General features: G+C 63.3%; 16 protein-coding genes and 1 tRNA gene. 4 read left to right on the forward strand and 13 right to left on the reverse strand.

Features of this window, described 5'->3' with window-relative positions; genetic code table 11:
* Positions 1-181 precede the first annotated feature (181 nt).
* Together RIU96_RS10570 and RIU96_RS10575 are read right to left on the reverse strand one after the other, a co-directional pair.
* Positions 182-254, reverse strand: a tRNA-Val gene (locus tag RIU96_RS10570).
* A gap of 42 nt (positions 255-296) precedes the next feature.
* Entirely contained in the window at positions 297-707 is a 411-nt protein-coding gene (locus RIU96_RS10575; protein ID WP_259791504.1) for a DUF3052 domain-containing protein, read from the reverse strand.
* Positions 708-912: 205 nt separating this feature from the next.
* Here RIU96_RS10575 and aceE point away from each other — a divergent pair, with 205 nt between their 5' ends.
* The gene (aceE, locus tag RIU96_RS10580) at positions 913-3,633 is read left to right on the forward strand and encodes a pyruvate dehydrogenase (acetyl-transferring), homodimeric type (RefSeq protein WP_375545394.1); all 2,721 of its coding nucleotides are present in this window, start codon (positions 913-915) and stop codon (positions 3,631-3,633) included.
* A gap of 3 nt (positions 3,634-3,636) precedes the next feature.
* On the opposite strand, the gene RIU96_RS10585 is transcribed toward aceE, so the two are convergent.
* Together RIU96_RS10585 and RIU96_RS10590 are read right to left on the reverse strand one after the other, a co-directional pair.
* Positions 3,637-4,380 carry a putative endonuclease domain-containing protein gene (locus RIU96_RS10585; RefSeq protein WP_144742193.1) on the reverse strand — a complete coding sequence of 248 codons (744 nt, stop codon included), beginning with the start codon at positions 4,378-4,380 and terminating at the stop codon, positions 3,637-3,639.
* 679 nt (positions 4,381-5,059) lie between these two features.
* Positions 5,060-6,022 carry an alpha/beta fold hydrolase gene (locus RIU96_RS10590; protein ID WP_144742191.1) on the reverse strand — a complete coding sequence of 321 codons (963 nt, stop codon included), beginning with the start codon at positions 6,020-6,022 and terminating at the stop codon, positions 5,060-5,062.
* Positions 6,023-6,045: 23 nt separating this feature from the next.
* Between RIU96_RS10590 and RIU96_RS10595 the strand changes: the two genes are divergently transcribed.
* Positions 6,046-6,333, forward strand: a complete 288-nt coding sequence (locus RIU96_RS10595) for an acyl carrier protein (RefSeq protein ID WP_144742189.1) — start codon at positions 6,046-6,048, stop codon at positions 6,331-6,333.
* On the opposite strand, the gene RIU96_RS10600 is transcribed toward RIU96_RS10595, so the two are convergent.
* From RIU96_RS10600 to RIU96_RS10610, 3 genes are all read right to left on the reverse strand, one after another.
* Positions 6,330-7,703, reverse strand: coding sequence for an NAD-dependent succinate-semialdehyde dehydrogenase (locus RIU96_RS10600; RefSeq protein WP_144742187.1), 1,374 nt, complete (start codon positions 7,701-7,703; stop codon positions 6,330-6,332). The two genes, RIU96_RS10595 and RIU96_RS10600, sit on opposite strands and share 4 nt — an antisense overlap.
* 19 nt (positions 7,704-7,722) lie before the next feature.
* Positions 7,723-8,025, reverse strand: coding sequence for a hypothetical protein (locus tag RIU96_RS10605; protein ID WP_144318032.1), 303 nt, complete (start codon positions 8,023-8,025; stop codon positions 7,723-7,725).
* A 190-nt stretch (positions 8,026-8,215) separates the two neighbouring features.
* Entirely contained in the window at positions 8,216-9,121 is a 906-nt protein-coding gene (locus RIU96_RS10610; RefSeq protein WP_144742185.1) for a DMT family transporter, read from the reverse strand.
* 160 nt (positions 9,122-9,281) lie between these two features.
* Between RIU96_RS10610 and RIU96_RS10615 the strand changes: the two genes are divergently transcribed.
* Positions 9,282-10,106, forward strand: a complete 825-nt coding sequence (locus RIU96_RS10615; protein WP_144689236.1) for a DUF4190 domain-containing protein — start codon at positions 9,282-9,284, stop codon at positions 10,104-10,106.
* Here RIU96_RS10615 and RIU96_RS10620 read toward each other — a convergent pair.
* Positions 10,103-10,273: a hypothetical protein gene (locus tag RIU96_RS10620; RefSeq protein ID WP_311204973.1), complete on the reverse strand. Its 171-nt coding sequence runs from the start codon at positions 10,271-10,273 to the stop codon at positions 10,103-10,105. The two genes, RIU96_RS10615 and RIU96_RS10620, sit on opposite strands and share 4 nt — an antisense overlap.
* A 178-nt stretch (positions 10,274-10,451) precedes the next feature.
* On the opposite strand from RIU96_RS10620, the gene RIU96_RS10625 reads away from it, so the two are divergent.
* Positions 10,452-11,801: an IS256 family transposase gene (locus tag RIU96_RS10625; protein ID WP_144317273.1), complete on the forward strand. Its 1,350-nt coding sequence runs from the start codon at positions 10,452-10,454 to the stop codon at positions 11,799-11,801.
* On the opposite strand, the gene RIU96_RS10630 is transcribed toward RIU96_RS10625, so the two are convergent.
* The 5 genes from RIU96_RS10630 to RIU96_RS10650 form a co-directional block, all read right to left on the reverse strand.
* Entirely contained in the window at positions 11,792-13,210 is a 1,419-nt protein-coding gene (locus tag RIU96_RS10630; protein ID WP_311204974.1) for a hypothetical protein, read from the reverse strand. The genes RIU96_RS10625 and RIU96_RS10630 overlap by 10 nt on opposite strands.
* A 117-nt stretch (positions 13,211-13,327) precedes the next feature.
* Complete coding sequence (locus RIU96_RS10635; protein WP_311204975.1) at positions 13,328-14,035, reverse strand: DUF3558 family protein; 708 nt, start codon at positions 14,033-14,035, stop codon at positions 13,328-13,330.
* A gap of 29 nt (positions 14,036-14,064) precedes the next feature.
* Positions 14,065-14,889, reverse strand: coding sequence for a serine hydrolase domain-containing protein (locus RIU96_RS10640; RefSeq protein ID WP_311204976.1), 825 nt, complete (start codon positions 14,887-14,889; stop codon positions 14,065-14,067).
* A 10-nt stretch (positions 14,890-14,899) separates the two neighbouring features.
* Entirely contained in the window at positions 14,900-15,775 is an 876-nt protein-coding gene (locus RIU96_RS10645; RefSeq protein ID WP_311204977.1) for a trimeric intracellular cation channel family protein, read from the reverse strand.
* 41 nt (positions 15,776-15,816) lie between these two features.
* A complete protein-coding gene (locus RIU96_RS10650; protein WP_259896392.1) occupies positions 15,817-16,446 on the reverse strand; it encodes a DUF4230 domain-containing protein in 630 nt (209 codons plus the stop codon).
* Positions 16,447-16,514: the final 68 nt, after the last annotated feature.

Genomic DNA, 16,514 nt, shown 5'->3' on the forward strand with positions numbered 1-16,514 from the left:
CTCTCACAGACACCATGTCTAACACGGAAGTTACCTGCGACTCAACGGTCCGCGCTCGTCACGGAATAACCCGCGACAACTACAACTGGCTCAATCTGAACCTGCGCTCCGGTCCCCAGGCCGAGATCACTGTCACTGCTCGAAGCGTCGGTCAGCGAATGACTGAGCTTGGCAGATTTTGTGCGCCATGAGGGGCTCGAACCCCCGACCTACTGGGTGTAAACCAGTTGCTCTTCCAGCTGAGCTAACGGCGCGTGCCCCAGCACTCTAGCACGGGTGCGACTGGGGGCCAAAAGCTACTTCTTTAAGCTCGCGCCGGTGAGGCAGGCACCCTGCCAGTCGCCGAAGCGGTCGGACTTGGTCTGCACCAGGCCCGCAAGCTGGGCGGACTCGGACACCTCGCCGGGCTGCACGCCGCCGGGTGTGCGGGGAGCCGGGGTGAGCAGCCAGATCTTGCCGCCGGTGGTGAGGTTGCGGGCGGCGTCGACAAGCGAGTCGACGAGGTCGCCGTCTGAGGCGCGGAACCAGAGAAGCACGACATCGCACAGTTCGTCGGTGTCCTCGTCGAGAAGCGGCTGCCCGATGGCGTCTTCGATGTCCTCGGAGATAGTTGTGTCGGCGTCCTCGTCCCAACCGATTTCTTGGACGATGACATCGCCGCTAATTCCAAGCTGTTCCGCGTAGCTGACAGCACCAGGGGCGCCCACCTTGCGAGTCCTCCTTCTAGTTCCTTTTCCAGATACACGCAGAATACCCGCTTGCGCTCGCTTTTGCGCCATGCTCGGGGGAATTTCGCGGGTAGGATCAGGGGCGTAATCACAAAAAGTGACCAGGAGGTTTGACGTGGCCGACAACCCGCGCGGGACGGAACCCGTAAGTAACCCGTACGCAGACGAGTCAAGCAACTCGAACATCGAACTGATCCGCGAGGGAGTCGCCTCGTACCTGCACGATCACGACCCAGAGGAAACGAAGGAGTGGATGGACTCCTTCGATGGGCTGTTGGAGTCCTCCTCCCCCGAACGTGCGCGCTACCTCATGCTGCGCCTTTTGGAGCGCGCGTCCGCCAAGCGCGTGCCGCTGCCCGCGCTGTCGTCGACGGACTTCGTCAACACCATTCCGACCGAGCTCGAGCCGGAGTTCCCCGGTGATGAGAAGGTGGAGAAGCGCTACCGCCGCTGGATGCGCTGGAACGCCGCGATCATGGTGCACCGCGCGCAGCGCCCGGGCATCAAGGTGGGTGGCCACATCTCCACCTACGCCTCCGCGGCCGCGCTCTACGAGGTCGGTTTCAACCACTTCTTCCGCGGCAAGGACGCCCCCGGCGGCGGTGACCAGATCTTCATCCAGGGCCACGCCTCCCCCGGCATCTACGCCCGCGCGTTCCTCGAAGGCCGCCTGAGCGAAGACGACCTCGACGGGTTCCGCCAGGAGCACTCCCGCCCGCAGGGCGGCCTGCCCGCCTACCCGCACCCCCACGGCATGCCGGAGTTCTGGGAGTTCCCGACCGTGTCCATGGGCCTCGGCCCGATGAACGCGATCTACCAGGCGCGATTCAACAAGTATCTGCAGGATCGCGGGATCAAGGACACCAGCGAGCAGCACGTGTGGGCGTTTCTAGGCGACGGCGAGATGGACGAGCCGGAATCGCGCGGCCTGATCCAGATGGCGCCGCTGTACGGGCTGGACAACCTAACGTTCGTAATCAACTGCAACCTGCAGCGTCTCGACGGCCCCGTGCGCGGTAACGGGCAGATCATCCAGGAGCTCGAGGCCTTCTTTATCGGCGCCGGATGGAACGTAATCAAGATTGCCTGGGGCCGCGAGTGGGACCCGTTGTTTGAAAAGGACGAGGACGGCGCGCTGGTCAACCTCATGAACTCCACGCGCGACGGCGACTTCCAGACGTTCAAGGCCAACGACGGCGCCTACGTGCGCGAGCACTTCTTCGGGCGCGACCCGCGCACCGCGAAGCTGGTCGAGGACATGACGGACGACGAGATCTGGGCGCTGCGCCGCGGCGGCCACGACTACCGCAAGGTCTACGCAGCCTACAAGCGCGCGATGGAAACCAAGGGCAAGCCGACGGTGATCCTGGCCCACACGGTGAAGGGCTACGGACTCGGCCACAGCTTCGAGGGCCGCAACGCCACCCACCAGATGAAGAGCCTGACGCTCGATGACCTGAAGCTCTTCCGCGACACCCAGCAGATCCCGATTTCTGATGAGGATCTTGAGCGCGACCCCTACCTGCCGCCTTACTACCACCCGGGTGAGGATGCGGACGAGATCAAGTACCTGAAGAAGCGCCGCGAGGAGCTCGGCGGGTTCCTGCCGCAGCGCCGCACGACGTACACCCCGCTTGAGCTGCCCGACTTCGAGAAGACGTTCAAGGCCAGCTTCAAGGATTCCGGCAAGCAGCAGGTTGCTTCGACCATGGCGCTGGTGCGCACGTTTAAGGCGCTGACCCGCGATAAGGAGCTGGGCAAGCGCCTCGTGCCGATCATCCCGGACGAGGCCCGGACCTTCGGCCTCGACTCGTGGTTCCCGACGCTGAAGATCTACAACCCGGTGGGCCAGAACTACACCCCGGTCGACCACGACCTGCAGCTGTCCTACCGCGAGGCCACCGACGGCCAGATCCTGCACGAAGGCATCAACGAGGACGGCTCTTCGGCGTCGTTCATCGCGGCCGGCACGTCGTACGCCACCCACGGCGAGCCGATGATCCCAATGTACATCTTCTACTCCATGTTCGGCTTCCAGCGCACGGGCGATAACTTCTGGGCCGCCGGCGACCAGCACACCCGCGGTTTCATCATCGGCGCCACCGCTGGTCGCACCACGCTGTTTGGCGAGGGCCTGCAGCACATGGACGGCCACTCGCACGTGCTCGCGTCGACCAACCCCGCGGTTGCCTGCTACGACCCGGCGTTCGCCTACGAGATGCCCTACCTCATCTCCCGCGGCATCGAGCGCATGTACGGGCCCGACGGCGGCGAGAACGTCATGTACTACATCACCGTGTACAACCAGCCGACGCACCAGCCCGCGCGTCCGGACGACCTCGATGTCGACGGGCTGCACAAGGGCATCTACCTGTTTGATCGCGGTGCGGAGAAGACCAACCGTGTCTCGCTGCTCGCCTCGGGCGTCGGTATGCAGCAGGCGCTGCGGGCGCAGGAAATTTTGCAGGAGCGTTACGACGTCGGCGCGGCCGTCTACTCCGTCACCTCCTGGGTCGAGCTCGCCCGGGACGGGGCGGCGCTTGCCAAGCAGCAGTTGCTGCACCCGGGCGAGGACGTCGGCGAGCCCTTCGCCACCACTGCGCTCAAGCAGACCGAGGGGCCCTACGTCGCCACCTCCGACTTCACCACGGCGCTGCAGGAGCAGATCCGCCCGTACGTCCCTGGCCAGTACATCGTGCTCGGTGCCGACGGCTTCGGTTTCTCCGACACCCGCGAGGCGGCGCGACGCTACTTCAACATCGATGCCGAGTCGATGGTCGTCGCTGCACTGATGGGCCTGGCCAACGAAGGCAAGATCGACATGTCGGTTGCCGCGCAGGCCGCCAAGGACCTGCACATCAGTGACCCCACGGAACCGAACCCCAACGGCGGCACCCGCGAGTAGCCCCTAGGCGCTGAGGCGCTGCGCATCACCGACGTTGCGCAGCGCCCGCTCCTCGAGCGGCTGGATTTCACCGGCCCTGACCTCGGTCCAGCCGACGGGAAGCACGATCATCCCGCGGTTGAGCAGCTGCTTTTCTCGGCGGCGCTCGTCTGCGCGGATGTCGTCACTGTGGAACACGCGCCCGTCGCATTCGATGGCGATGATGTCGTTGACGACGAGGTCGATTCTTCCGGTGCGTGGGTCGTCGTTAAGCAAGCTGCGATAGGTGAAAGTGACCTGGCCGCGCACGGAGGTCACCCCTGGGATTCGAACGACTAGATCGCGCACGACGGTTTCGAGCGCGCTTTCCGACGTCCCCACCGACGCCTCGATGACCTGCCGAAACAGGCGCAGCCCCTTCGCGCGCGGGAGCCCGCGCGACATCTCGAGCAACGTCACGACTGTTAGTTCAGGCCACGTGTTACGCGCCGACTCGAGTGCGACGAGGCAGGCCAGCCGGCCGTGATAGCGACAGATATCGAAGAGGCACGCGATGCGCGAGGTGACGCTCACATTGTCGACGATTTCGACGTGCTCCGGGGCTAGGCGTCCGCTGCGGAATCTGTAATTTTTGCCGCCCCGGGATTTCGCGTTGGTTGTGTTCGGCAGGACGACATCGACGGTGGTGACCCAGTTGAACGTTGCGAGCCCCCTAGATGCGCGCTGCGGCCGGGCCGCTGATGACGCAGTTCGGCAAGCGATCTGCAACTGACCATATGATGTGCTGTTCTTCTTCTCTGTTCATGGCAGTGAGTTTTGCGAGTTCGCGTGCCGGAAACTAGAGGGGCGCTGGAATCTGTGGATAAACGCGCGGTTTTGTTGATCCTTCATCTTAATTGTGCACAGGGGGCGTGTGCTGAGGTCTGCTGGGTGGGGTGCTTTGCGTGAAAATCGTGCTCGGCAGCGTCGCAGATCGTGCTGACATCTTCTGGGTGAAGAGCTCAGCGTGCAGAACGTGCTCAGTAGCGCGCCGGAACTCGCTGACGTCTTCCAAGCGAAGAGCTCAGCGCGCAGATCGTGCCCTGGAACGTCGCAAAACATGCTGACAACTTCCAGACGAAGAGCTCAGCGTGAGAAACGTGCCTGGGAGCGTCGCGCTATGTGCTGAGATCCTCCGGGCGAAGAGCTCAGCGAGTGTGCAGCGTCCTACAGCACCCCAGAACGCGCTGAGATCTTCCGGGGGAAGAGCTCAGCGTGGGAAACGTGCCCAGCAGCGTCGTGATGTGCGCTGACATCTTCCAGACGAAGAGCTCAGCGCGAGAAACGTGCCCTGGATCGTCACAAAACACGCTAAGATGTTCAGGGCGAAGAGCTAAGCGCAAAAATCGCGCCCTGCAGCACCCCAAATCACGTTGAGATCTTCCAAACGAAGATCTCAACACCAGCCCTACGCCGAAACCTCACCACGAAACTCCTCTACAAGCCGCACGATCGCAGTGCTGACAGCGCCCGGCGCGTCGAGAGGCGGCATGTGCCCACTTTCGGGGAGAACCTGCAGGTATGAACCCGGCCAGATCTTGTGCAGGCGACGCGACTGCGAGACCGGCGCAACCGTGTCGCGCTCCCCGACCAGGATGTAGCCGGGAATGCGCGACAGCACGCCGGCGGCATCGAGCTCAGAGTGTTCGAGCAGGTCATCGAAGTAGCCGGCGTAGGTCGACAGTGGCGTCGCCTGGATCAAACGCGCGTGGAATTGCACAATCTCGAAGTTCAGCGGGCGGAAGTAGAAGCCAAGCGCGAGCAGGGGTGACAGCGCGGACGTCAAGCCTCGGCGCGCGCCCTCCGCAAACGCGGGAGCGTGGCGCAGCACCGCCGCGAGCCCAGCACCCACCGGCCCGGCAAGAATCTGAGGCATACCTTGCATGACGAAGGGCTCGACCGCAGAGGAAATCTGCACGCTGCCCGCAACATCGAGGTCCTGGTGCCGGCGCATCAGCGACAGCGACACCGGCCCGCCCAGCGAATGCCCGACAGCAACGAGCGGACCGGACACCCCGAGGTAGGACAGCACCGCGTAGACGTCGTCGGCGGCGTCGTCGACGGTGCATGACGCCGGGTCGGCGTGGGTGGTGCGGCCGTGGCCGCGGTAGTCGACAAGAATCTGGCGCACCCCGTACACCGAGAGCTCCTCGACCTGCATGTAGAAGGACTCCGAGGAGATGTTGAAGCCGTGCACGTAGAGCACCGTCAGGTCCGCATCGGCAGGACCGCGCTCGTAGTAGCGCACGTCGATGTCGCCGTGGAGCACGGTGCCAGTCCGGTGGTACTTCAGCCCGATGTGCGAGGCTCCTTGGTGGAGCCTATGCCGAGCTTCGTAAAGCGTGCGCGCGGCGGCGAGCGGTTGGTACATGCGACAAGTGTATATATGGGGGCATGGAGCTATCGCAACGGCTAGACCTCGGAGCACTCGTCGAGGAGACCGAAGAGCAGGACCTCAGCGTCGAAGAACGGCTGGTCACGCTCGTGAGCAAGCTTAGCGACGCCGACATCACCCCCGACAAAACCCTGCCCCGACTCGGGGTCACCTCGCTGGACAGGATCGAGCTCGCGGTGCGCATCGAGGAAGAGTTCGGGGTGCCCACCAGCGAGGATCTTTACGACGGCGAGCCGACGATCGCGGAGCTCGCCGAGCGAATCGCTAAGCGCACCCCGTCGCGCTAGTTAGCCACGTAGAAGCGCTGCCGGTTGACGAACTCGTCGATGCCCAGCGGGCCGAGCTCGCGGCCGAAGCCGGAGTTCTTTACGCCGCCAAACGGCAGCTCCGCGCCGCGGGCCTGCGGGATGTTGACGTGGATCATGCCGGTCTCAATGCGGTTGGCCACGTTCTTAGCTCGCTGCTCATCGGTGGAGAACACCGCGCCGCCGAGACCGTAGTGCGAGTCGTTGGCAAGCTCGATTGCTTCTTCCTCGGAGGCAGCCTTGTACACCTCGACAACCGGGCCGAAGAACTCCTCGTAGAAGGACTCGGAACCCACGGGGATGCCGGTAATCACGGCCGGGGTGAAGTAAGCGCCGTCGCCGGTCAGCTCGCCGCCGGTGTGCAGGGTCGCGCCGTCGGCGACGGCCCTCTTCACCTGTTCATCCAGGGTCTCGGCCGCGTCGCGTGAGGACAGCGGGAAGTAGTCGCCCTTCTGCGGGTTCATCGGGTCGCCCGGGGTGGCGGCCTCCGCCAGGCGAACCATCTCGGCGACGAAGTCGTCGTAGAACTCCTCCATGACGATGATGCGCTTGTTCGACGTGCAGGCCTGGCCGGTGTTGCTCATGCGCTTCTTCCACGCGGTCTTGGCGGACTCCGCAACGTCGTCGGTGTCAAGGATGATGTAGGGGTCGGTGCCGCCGAGCTCGAGAAGCGCCTTCTTCAGGTTCTTGCCCGCGGTCGCGGCAACGGCGCGGCCGGCGCGCTCGGAGCCGGTGAGCGAGACGCCCTGAACGCGGGGGTCCTCAATCAGCGTGGTGATCTGGTCGTGGGAGGCGTACACGTTGGTGAACACGCCCGCGGGAGCGCCGGCTTCCTCGAGGATCTCCTGGATCTTCTGGGACGAGCGCGCGCAGATCTCGGCGTGCTTGAGCAGCACGGTGTTGCCGGCCATAAGGGTAGGCGCGGCAAAGCGCGCGACCTGGTAGTACGGGTAATTCCACGGCATCACGCCGACGATGACACCCAGCGGTACCTTGCGCATCACGGCGGAACCGCCCTCGGTCTCTAGCGGCTCGTCCGCGAGCAGCTCCGCGCCGTGGTCTGCGTAGTACGTGAAGATGTCAACGACATCGTCGATCTCACCGTTTCCTTCACGGACGGACTTGCCCATTTCTTCGGCGATAATGGCGGCGAGCTCGTCACGTTGGGCGTCGAAAAGCGATGCGACCTTGCGCAGGATCTGGGCCCGCTCCTCGAGCGGCGTGTCGCGCCACGTGCTAAACGCCTCGTCGGCTGTGGTGAGGGCGCGCTTGAGGTCGGCGTCGCTGATGGTCTCGAAGGTCTCGACGACCTTGTTGGTTTTCGGATTTTGGACTCGGTAGGTGTTTGACATAGTCCCCATCGTAGGGAAACTATGCGACACGGGTTGTGAGTTGCGCCGCGAAACCCGCCCGCTGTGCCAGCGTAGTGAGGTTTTCGCGGAAGCGCGCCAGGTCCGCAGCGGGGGCGTACACCAGTTCGCGGCAGCCGATCGTGCCGTCGGGGTTGCGGTGCCAGCGGGTGAACCAGGCTGTGTCCCAGACATCGAAAAGCGAGTAGTCGGCTCGGTCCTGGGGCAGTTCGCACAATAGCTTCTCGACGTCCCCCCGCAGGCGCGCGGGCATCCCGTCAATGTCGATGACGGCGGACGTGGTGGCGGCGAGTGTCGTAGTCATGGGGTGTCCTCCAATGCGTGGCGGCGCCGCGCCCCCTACCGCTGCTGCGAGCGGTGGGTGCGCGACGAGACGAGGTTCGTCTTCCCCAACGGCCTCAAAAATCTCATGACCGATGTTGCGTCACACAGCCACCACGAGCAACCCTCAACCACAGCTTTACACCCCTATTTCGTGAAGCTTTTGTTGAGGGTTAGAGAGTGCGCACCGCGACCACGCCCGCGAAAATGAGCAACAGCCCCACCACGCGCAGGGGGTCGACACGCAGCCGCTTCACCCCAAACCACCCCATCGACTCAATCACCTGGCCGCCCGCGATCGTGCCTGCGTTGATCCCAATCACTGTCGTCGCCGTGCCCAGCACCGGGGCGAGCGTCGCACCACCTGCGACAAAGATCGCGCCGATCACACCGCCGGACCACATCCACCACGGCCCCGGCTCAGGCCGCGTGACCAGCTGCCGCGGCGATGTCACCAGCGCAATGGCGAACAGCAGCAGCGCCCCGACGGCAAGGTTGATCTCCGCAGCATGCAGCGACGACCCCGCGACCGTGCCCAGGTGCCCGTTGATCGTCGTCTGCGCCGCCGAGGCCATACCAATCCCCACCCCAACCGCGCGCCACGCCCACGAACCGCTCACCACCGCACCTTGCTTGCCGACACCCACCACAAGCGCAATCCCCACCACGACCACGATCGCACCCAGAATCCGCCCTAACCCGACGTCGAGCTGAGGCGCACGGAACAACCCGAACTGGTCGATGGTCAGGCCCATCACTACCTGCCCGAGGATCGGCAGCACCACCGTGGCCACGGCCCCGATGCGGGGAAACAGCAGAATGTTGCCCATCACGAACATCACGCCCAACGCGCCTCCGGACCACACCCACCACGGCTCGCGCACCGCAGCAGCAAAGTCCGGCACGGGGTGGCCGACGAGAATTGCTGTCGCGATGACGGAAACGAGAAACGCGACCGTGAAGGAAATCAGCGCCGAGACGACGGGGAACCCTCCCACGCTCAAGCGCAATCGCGAATTGGCGGCCGTTTGAATCGGAATGATCGAGCCGATGGCGAGAGCTGCGAGGATGGCAAGCATGACGGTGAGGTTACCCCGAATCGACCGATTTCCCAGCCCTCACCCAGCGGCTTAGAACATTCTGTCGAGGTCCTGTGAGGTGGTGTCTGGGGCGGATTCTACTCTTCCTCCCACCAGTCCACCACTAGCGGGGGCTTGCGCCCTCGAAGGGAGTTTTCCCATGTCAACCTTGTACACCGCCCCCGTCGGGCCAGCCCAGCCGGTCGCACCGGTGGAGCCACCTCAGCGCAACACCGTTGGAATCATCGCGCTCGTCTGCGCGATTGCCGGCTTCATTTTCGGCTGCATCCCTGGCGCATTCATCCTCGGTTGGATCCTTCTGCCGATCGGCTTCATCCTCGGCATCATTGGCTTGTTCATGAAGGCTAAGAAGGGCACCGCCGTGGCCGCCGTCATCGTCTCGATCGTCGGAACCATCGTTTCGGTAATTGTTTTCCTGTTCGCCGTCGGACGGGCCTTCGACGAGAGCTTCAACCAGGATGTATTCGTAGCAGGACCGGAAAGTGCGGTCGCCCCGGTCGCAGAGGGCTCCGCCGCTCAGGGAGGGTCAGCCGCGGGGTCCACGCGCGACAACCCGCTGCCGATCGGCGCCACTGTGGAAAACGAAGAATGGTCCGTCACCCTCAACAGCGTTGACCTCGATGCAACAGATGCGGTGACCGCCGAAAACCCGGTCAACGATCAGCCGGGCCCAGACCAGGCCTACGCGCTGGCGAACGTCACCATCACCTACAAGGGTGACAATCCGCAGGGCTCGATGCCCATGCCCCTAATCGAGTACGTCACCCCCGACGGCCGCAGCGTGACGTCTTTCGACACGCTTGTCGTCGCCCCCGACGCCCTGGACACGCTGACGTCGCTCTACAGTGGCGCGTCGGTAAGCGGCAACGAGGCGTTCCTGATTCCCGCCGGCACTGCTGGTGAGGGCGTTCTCGCGATCCAGCCGGACCTCTTGAGCAAGAAGGCGTTCTTCGCTGTGCGTTAGGTTGTGTGTCGTGGGGTGCGGACGTCGTAGCCGATGACGTCGGGTAGTACTGCGGGGGCATCACCGAGCAGGGCGCGCAGGTTGCCGTTGCGTTCCACGGCGCTGGTCACCGCCCGCACGCGACGCTTCCTCGACCCGCCACCGCCTGCGTGGGCGCTTGGGCTCATCGGGCCACCGACCACCACGGAACGATTCGCGGTGTGCGCAGTGCTCGTCGTTGATGTCGTGCCAGGCCCAGGTGACAGCGGGGCGCCAACAGCAGGGCCCGTGAGCCCCGGGCCCGTGAGACGAGGGTGTCAGGAAGTTTGTGTGTGAGGCTCTGATCTAGAAGGAGTTTCACCGATAATGACTAAGGTGTCACCGAAGAAAGGCCACGACCCGGCAAGGGTCAATGAGATCAGCGAGAAGCTGATGGAAAATCCTGAGCTCGCCAGCTTGATCAGCGAACTGTCGACCTCTGCAGATGATGCAAGCGATCTGGTCAAAGGCCTGTTGCAGGCATCGATCAACGCCGGTCTGCAGGCGGAGATGGATGCACATTTGGGCTACGGCCATGCCGACCGTAAGGCGAAAGCCCGGTTGGAAACCGCACAGGAGAGCAATCACCGCAACGGGTCGTACACCAAGACCGTCGATTCCGGCTACGGCCGACTAGAGGTCACCATGCCCAGGGATCGTGCCGGCACGTTCACCCCGCAGATGGTGCCGAAGGGGTCGCGCCGTTTGACCGAGCTCGACGACATGATCATCTCGCTGTACGCCGGTGGGATGACCGTGCGCGATATTCAGCACCACCTCGCCACCACCCTCGGGGTGGACATGAGCCCGGATACCATCAGCACGATTACTGACGCGGTGCTTGATGAGGTGATGCTGTGGCAGAACCGCCAGTTGGACGAGTTCTACCCGGTGATCTTCCTCGACGCGCTACGCGTAAAAATCCGCGATGGCCACCGCGTGGTCAACAAGTCTTGCTACATGGCGGTAGGCGTCGACATGGACGGCATCAAGCACATCCTGGGATTGTGGATCGCAGACAATGAAGGCGCCAGTTTTTGGGCATCCGTGTGCGCTGACCTTGCCAACCGTGGGGTCCAAGACGTGTTCATCGTCTGTTGCGACGGGCTCAAAGGCCTGCCGGACGCCGTGGAGGCAACCTGGCCGAATTCCATGGTGCAGACCTGCATCGTGCATCTGATCCGGGCGGCAAATAGGTGGGTGTCTTACCAAGACCGCAAACCCGTATCCAGCGCGTTGCGGGAGGTCTACACCGCGCCGAATGAGGACACCGCCCGCGCCGCCCTGGACGCGTTCGAGGCGTCCGAGCTGGGACGGAAGTATCCGCAATCGGTCAAAGTCTGGCGCGACGCCTGGGACCGGTTTGTGCCGTTTTTGCAGTTCCCGCCTGCGGCACGGCGGGTACTCTACACCACGAATTCGATCGAATCGCTGAATGCTGAGCTGCGGAAAGCCACCCGCAACCGCGGCCAGTTCCCGAACGATACTGCGGCGCTGAAAACGCTGTGGCTGATGATCTGCAACATCGAGGACAAGCGCGCTGCCCAGCGAGCGAAGAAAGCGAAGCGCGCCATCGAATGCAGCGGCTATATTGAAGGAGCGAAAGCCACCGGGTGGAAACAAGCCATCAACCAACTAGCCGTGGCATACCCCGACCGATTCGCGGACTACTTGTAAACCAAGCCCCCGCACACAAAGAATCGGACACCCTCCGTGAGACCGGGTTGGATCGTACCCACACCCGCACCGCCGCGGCCGATAAGGCCCACCGCGGACCCAGCACCCGCACCCACAGCAGAACCCACACCCTGCCTGCCACCTACACGGCCACCCGGCACAGCACCGCGGGCACCGCTATGAGCACCACCTGTGCCCAACACAGGACTTACCCCCGGGGTGACACCCAGTGGTGATGCCCCGAACCCGGCATGACCCGCCGACACCACCGGGGCAGACCCAGCCGGAGCTGCCGTAACCGGAGGCAGCGTCGCCACCGATGCCGCCTGCGTCGCACCCGCAACCGGTGACAGGCCACCCGCACCAACACCCGCGCCACCTGCGGGTGCAGCCGCCAACACGTCCTGCGGAGTAGTCGCATACGCCACATCCGAAAACCCGTTAGCCACCAACGCATCTTTGACCACCTGCGGCAACACACGGCTCTCAAACGCTGGTGCGGCAGGCACCACCACCGCCTCCGGTGAAAACGGTGCCGCAGGCATCGCATCCAACGCCGGCAACAACTGATTAAAAGGCGGCACCGTCGGCACCAACCCTGCCGTCAACCGCGGCGGAAACGCCGCCATATACGCCTGCTCCACCACCGGCTTAACCTCCACCGGCGCCGCCAACCACGACGCATACGCCGCTGCCGCAGTCGCCTTCTCCGCACCAGCAACCGCCGCCAAATTACCCGCATGCACCCCCATCGCCGAAGCATGCGCCGCAAACTGGCCACCCGCCCACTGAATCCGCCGCACCCGCTCAATCGCCTTATCCACCCACGACGTCTCCGCAGACGACCCCAACGCCGCCACCACCGCATCCAACCGAGACACCACCTCAGAAACCTTGACCACCGTCGACTCCCACGCCGCCGCCTCCGACAGCACACGTGATGGATCAGTGGCCTGGAACTGGCCATGCAACACCGGCAACGACGCCACAAACCCAGCCACCGGACGGCCGAACACAAACGGATTCGTCGACGGGTTCTCCACCTGCGCCAACTTCATATCCACATCCACCGCCGACGCCGACGCACCCCACACATTGGCTAACCCAATAGAACCCACCATGTGGGAAAACGCCCCATCAGCACCAACAACACTATCCAAATTCGCCTCCAGCAACACCGCAGCATCCAGCACATGCGCCGCCAACGCCTTCAACGCCTCCGGACGACTCACCGACGACACACGACCATGCGACACCCCCGACTCATCAAGACCCGACACAGGAGAAAACCCCGCAAGATCTCCGCGCCCGAAACCCTGGCGATCGAGTAGAGCGTCGCTCGCTATAGAGCGCAGCTGGGAAATCGCACCTTCAATCTCCCCAACATTCACCTGCATTTTCTGATTCATTCCCCCACCTAGATGAACTTCCTGAAAGCGAGCCAGGGAGCACGCTTCCAGGATCTGATCGGACAGCTCGAATTCTAAAGCTGCTTTTTCGGGAAAGGATCAAATGCGATGCACACTTTAGTGATCAACGGAGTGCTGCTCGTAAAGAGCGTTCATCAGTTCCTCCGCCTGCGAACATAGAGTTGACGGATCGTTAAGCATTCGTGCCGACCCCACGCTCACGGACAGCGTTCCTCTATCCGTCTCCACCGCTACATCGCACGAGTCTCCTAAACCACTTGGAGCCCCAAAAGCGAACGCGCCCGGTGGAACAAGCGAGCTCACGGTATAAGAAGGAGAGGAACTGAGAATAATGTTTCTGTCGGCGGCGTTAGCGACGACAAGCACCACTCCGTAGTCGTCATCGTCGTCTAAAGCGCAAGTACTGATATACCGATCATTAAGCGCGGATTGCTCAGGCTGCACCTCGCTCTTCACCAACCCCGCCGCCGCGAACTCCGCATCGGAGATTTCCGTGCACGGGTCGAAAAGATTGTGCTTGACCTCCTCGGGATCAAACGGCCCGATCACCAAGTCCCCACTGTCAAAGTGAAACGCAGCCGGCTCCGGAGAAACAGCCGCCTCCGAAGATGCAGGCCCAGCAGCACCCGTCTGACCCGCCGCACCCACGTCCGCACCCGACGCACACCCCGACACCACACCGACAACCCCGACCAAGCCAACAACCACACCGAACCGACGCACCGACAAACCCCCACATTGTCGCAAACCTAAGAACACCGCCGATTCTGCCTGCCCACACCCCCGCCAGCAACAGAACAACACTCAGCCACGGCAGAGTTCAGCTCCACGCCCTAGCCGGAAAGCTCCTCAAACACCGCCGCGTTCGTCTCCTGCCACAAAGGTTTCGCCCAATCGCCGAAATCGCGGTCGGTGAGAACGACCATCGCGGTCCCCGCTGCCGGTGAATCTGACCACGCCGGCACGACCCAGAGATAGGTGCCGGACATTCCGAAGTGCCCCACAGTGTCTGCAGGCATGTTGTCACCGGTCCAGTGCGGCGCTTTCTCGCCCCGGATCTCAAATCCCAGACCCCACGGGCAGGGCTTCTGCATCCCGTATCCGGGCACGATCCCGCGCAGCTCACCGAATTGGTTGGCGAAGGCGTCGATAAGCGTCTGCTCGCTCAGCAGCGTGGGCGCCGTCAACTCGCGAGCGAAGGCGCGCATATCGCTTAACGACGCCCTCCCGCCGTGCCCCGCAGACCCATAAATCTCCGCGCTGTCCATGCCGAGTGGCTCGAAAACGCCGAGGCGCGCGTACTCCCCAAGGCGCATCCCACTGCGCTCGTGGAGAAAGTCGTCGAGAATTTCGAAGCCGGCGGACGAGTAAATGCGCCGCTCACCGACCGGTTTCTGGGCCTTGCGCGAATCAAGCCCTACTCCGGAGGCGTGGGCAAGCAAGTGGCGGACGGTGGAACCGTCGGGGCCGCAGGCGCTATCGAGCGAGAATGCTCCCTCTTCGACGGCCATGAGGAAGCTGTATGCGGCGAGTAGCTTGGTCACGCTCATGAGCTCGTAGATGACGTGCTCGTCGCCGTAGGTCGCGTCCTGCTTTCCGACGAGCGCGGCCGAGACGTTGTCCACCGGCCACCCAGAGAGGTGCTTGGCTAGGTCCATGAACCCGATGTTACGTGCGCCGCACCCACCCGGTGTCCCCGTCGTCGCCTGATCGGCTGTACGCGCGGTAGAGCATGTCGATGAACTCGTCGCGGGTGAGACCATCTTCCTCGTCCTCGATCTCCTCCATTTTCTCGTGCCGCCACGATCGGACATCTGTGGGCTCCACCTTCCGCGCGGCGGTGCGCAACTGCTGTTCCACTCCGCTGAAGGAGCGGCGCAGGCTCAGCGCGATGTCGTTGACCGGGGCGAAATCTTGGCGCGCCGGGACGTACCAGCCCTTCCAATACACGAGCATGGCCAGCAAGAACGCCACGATCGGGGAGACGATCATTCCCCAGGCGTCGTACCCCGCGTGGTAAAGCCCCACGTTGAGGGTTCCTGCGACGACAGCCGGGATGACCGTCATCTGCTGGTTTTTCAGCACGGAGGGCACCTGGCCGCACATCATGTCCCGCAGAATGCCGCCACCCGTGGCCGTGACAACACCCATGAGGACACACCCGAGGGGAGAAACGTCGTTGAGCAGCGCTTTGGTTGAACCGGTTACCGCCCACACACCGAGGATCGCCATGTCCGCGTGGTAGTGGAAGATTGTCCAGAAGAATCCGTGCAGTCGAGTGACAAACGCCACCGCAGCGCCGGCCATGGCCGTCCACACATATTCCGGGTTGTCTAGGGCGGCGACGAGTCCGGAGTTAATAAGGGTATCTCTGAGCGCACCTCCCGCAAGCGCCGACACAACGGCGATGATGAGAAAGCCCACGATGTCGAACTTCATTGTGCGTGCAACCGTGCCGCCAACCAGCGCGGCAAGGAACACGCCGATCAATTCGAGGACGCGGTAGACGGTTAGGAGCATCGGTTCCAGTTCTTCTGCACTCACCCGCGCGAGTGTAACCGCAGACAACAACCGCCCGGGGGAGTTTAGCTCCAGCGCACCTCCACCTGATACCCCGCCATGTTGGTGCCCTCAATCAACGCGCTGGCGTGGCTGCGCATGAGTTCCTCAGTGCGCTGCTCGGCGCGCTTGAGAAGACCCTCCTCTATAGCCTTTTCCTCCGCACGTTTTTCTTGCTCAGCGAGGAAACCGGCAACGTCGTCCACCCTGATCTGGTTCAAGGGATTCATCGACTGGTCGTACACGGTGATGCTTGCTGGGTTGACGGAGTTTTCGGTGATGGCCACGCGCGGCACGCGCACGGTGAGTTTCTCGGCGTCCTCGTCGATGTCCACCACGACTTGCTCGGCGTCGCGAAGCCCCGCCTTGACGGATCCATCGAATGTCGCCAGGAAGTTGCGTCCGGTAAAGGGGACGGCGCGCCCCGCGACGGTGAAGCCCTCCTGCTCGAACGAGCCCACCGTTGAATACGCGTACTCCTCCACTGACAGCTCAGCGATCTCCTTGAAGGATGCCCCGATTTGCTCGTCGGTGATGCTCTCGCGCCCGAGGCCGAACAACGCAGGACGAATCATCACGAGCACCACCGCGGCGATGGCGACCAACGCGACAACGGCAGCCGCCGCGGCCGCGCATCCGCTCCCGCGGTTTCTCATCGCAACTGTAGACACTTTCATTCGCTCCTTCCGGCCCAGTTCACCGCACCGTCTCGGCGACATCTTCG

Source organism: Corynebacterium sp. Z-1, assembly GCF_031844665.1.
Lineage (GTDB): Bacteria > Actinomycetota > Actinomycetes > Mycobacteriales > Mycobacteriaceae > Corynebacterium > Corynebacterium sanguinis.

Coding starts and splice junctions, on each gene's coding strand:
- RIU96_RS10615 (WP_144689236.1), top strand. CDS start 9,282: ATGTCAACCTTGTACACCGCCCCCGTCGGGCCAGCCCAGCCGGTCGCA.
- RIU96_RS10620 (WP_311204973.1), bottom strand. CDS start 10,273: ATGAGCCCAAGCGCCCACGCAGGCGGTGGCGGGTCGAGGAAGCGTCGC.
- RIU96_RS10610 (WP_144742185.1), bottom strand. CDS start 9,121: ATGCTTGCCATCCTCGCAGCTCTCGCCATCGGCTCGATCATTCCGATT.
- RIU96_RS10590 (WP_144742191.1), bottom strand. CDS start 6,022: ATGTACCAACCGCTCGCCGCCGCGCGCACGCTTTACGAAGCTCGGCAT.
- RIU96_RS10650 (WP_259896392.1), bottom strand. CDS start 16,446: ATGAGAAACCGCGGGAGCGGATGCGCGGCCGCGGCGGCTGCCGTTGTC.
- RIU96_RS10600 (WP_144742187.1), bottom strand. CDS start 7,703: ATGTCAAACACCTACCGAGTCCAAAATCCGAAAACCAACAAGGTCGTC.
- RIU96_RS10595 (WP_144742189.1), top strand. CDS start 6,046: ATGGAGCTATCGCAACGGCTAGACCTCGGAGCACTCGTCGAGGAGACC.
- RIU96_RS10630 (WP_311204974.1), bottom strand. CDS start 13,210: ATGAATCAGAAAATGCAGGTGAATGTTGGGGAGATTGAAGGTGCGATT.
- RIU96_RS10605 (WP_144318032.1), bottom strand. CDS start 8,025: ATGACTACGACACTCGCCGCCACCACGTCCGCCGTCATCGACATTGAC.
- RIU96_RS10640 (WP_311204976.1), bottom strand. CDS start 14,889: ATGGACCTAGCCAAGCACCTCTCTGGGTGGCCGGTGGACAACGTCTCG.
- RIU96_RS10625 (WP_144317273.1), top strand. CDS start 10,452: ATGACTAAGGTGTCACCGAAGAAAGGCCACGACCCGGCAAGGGTCAAT.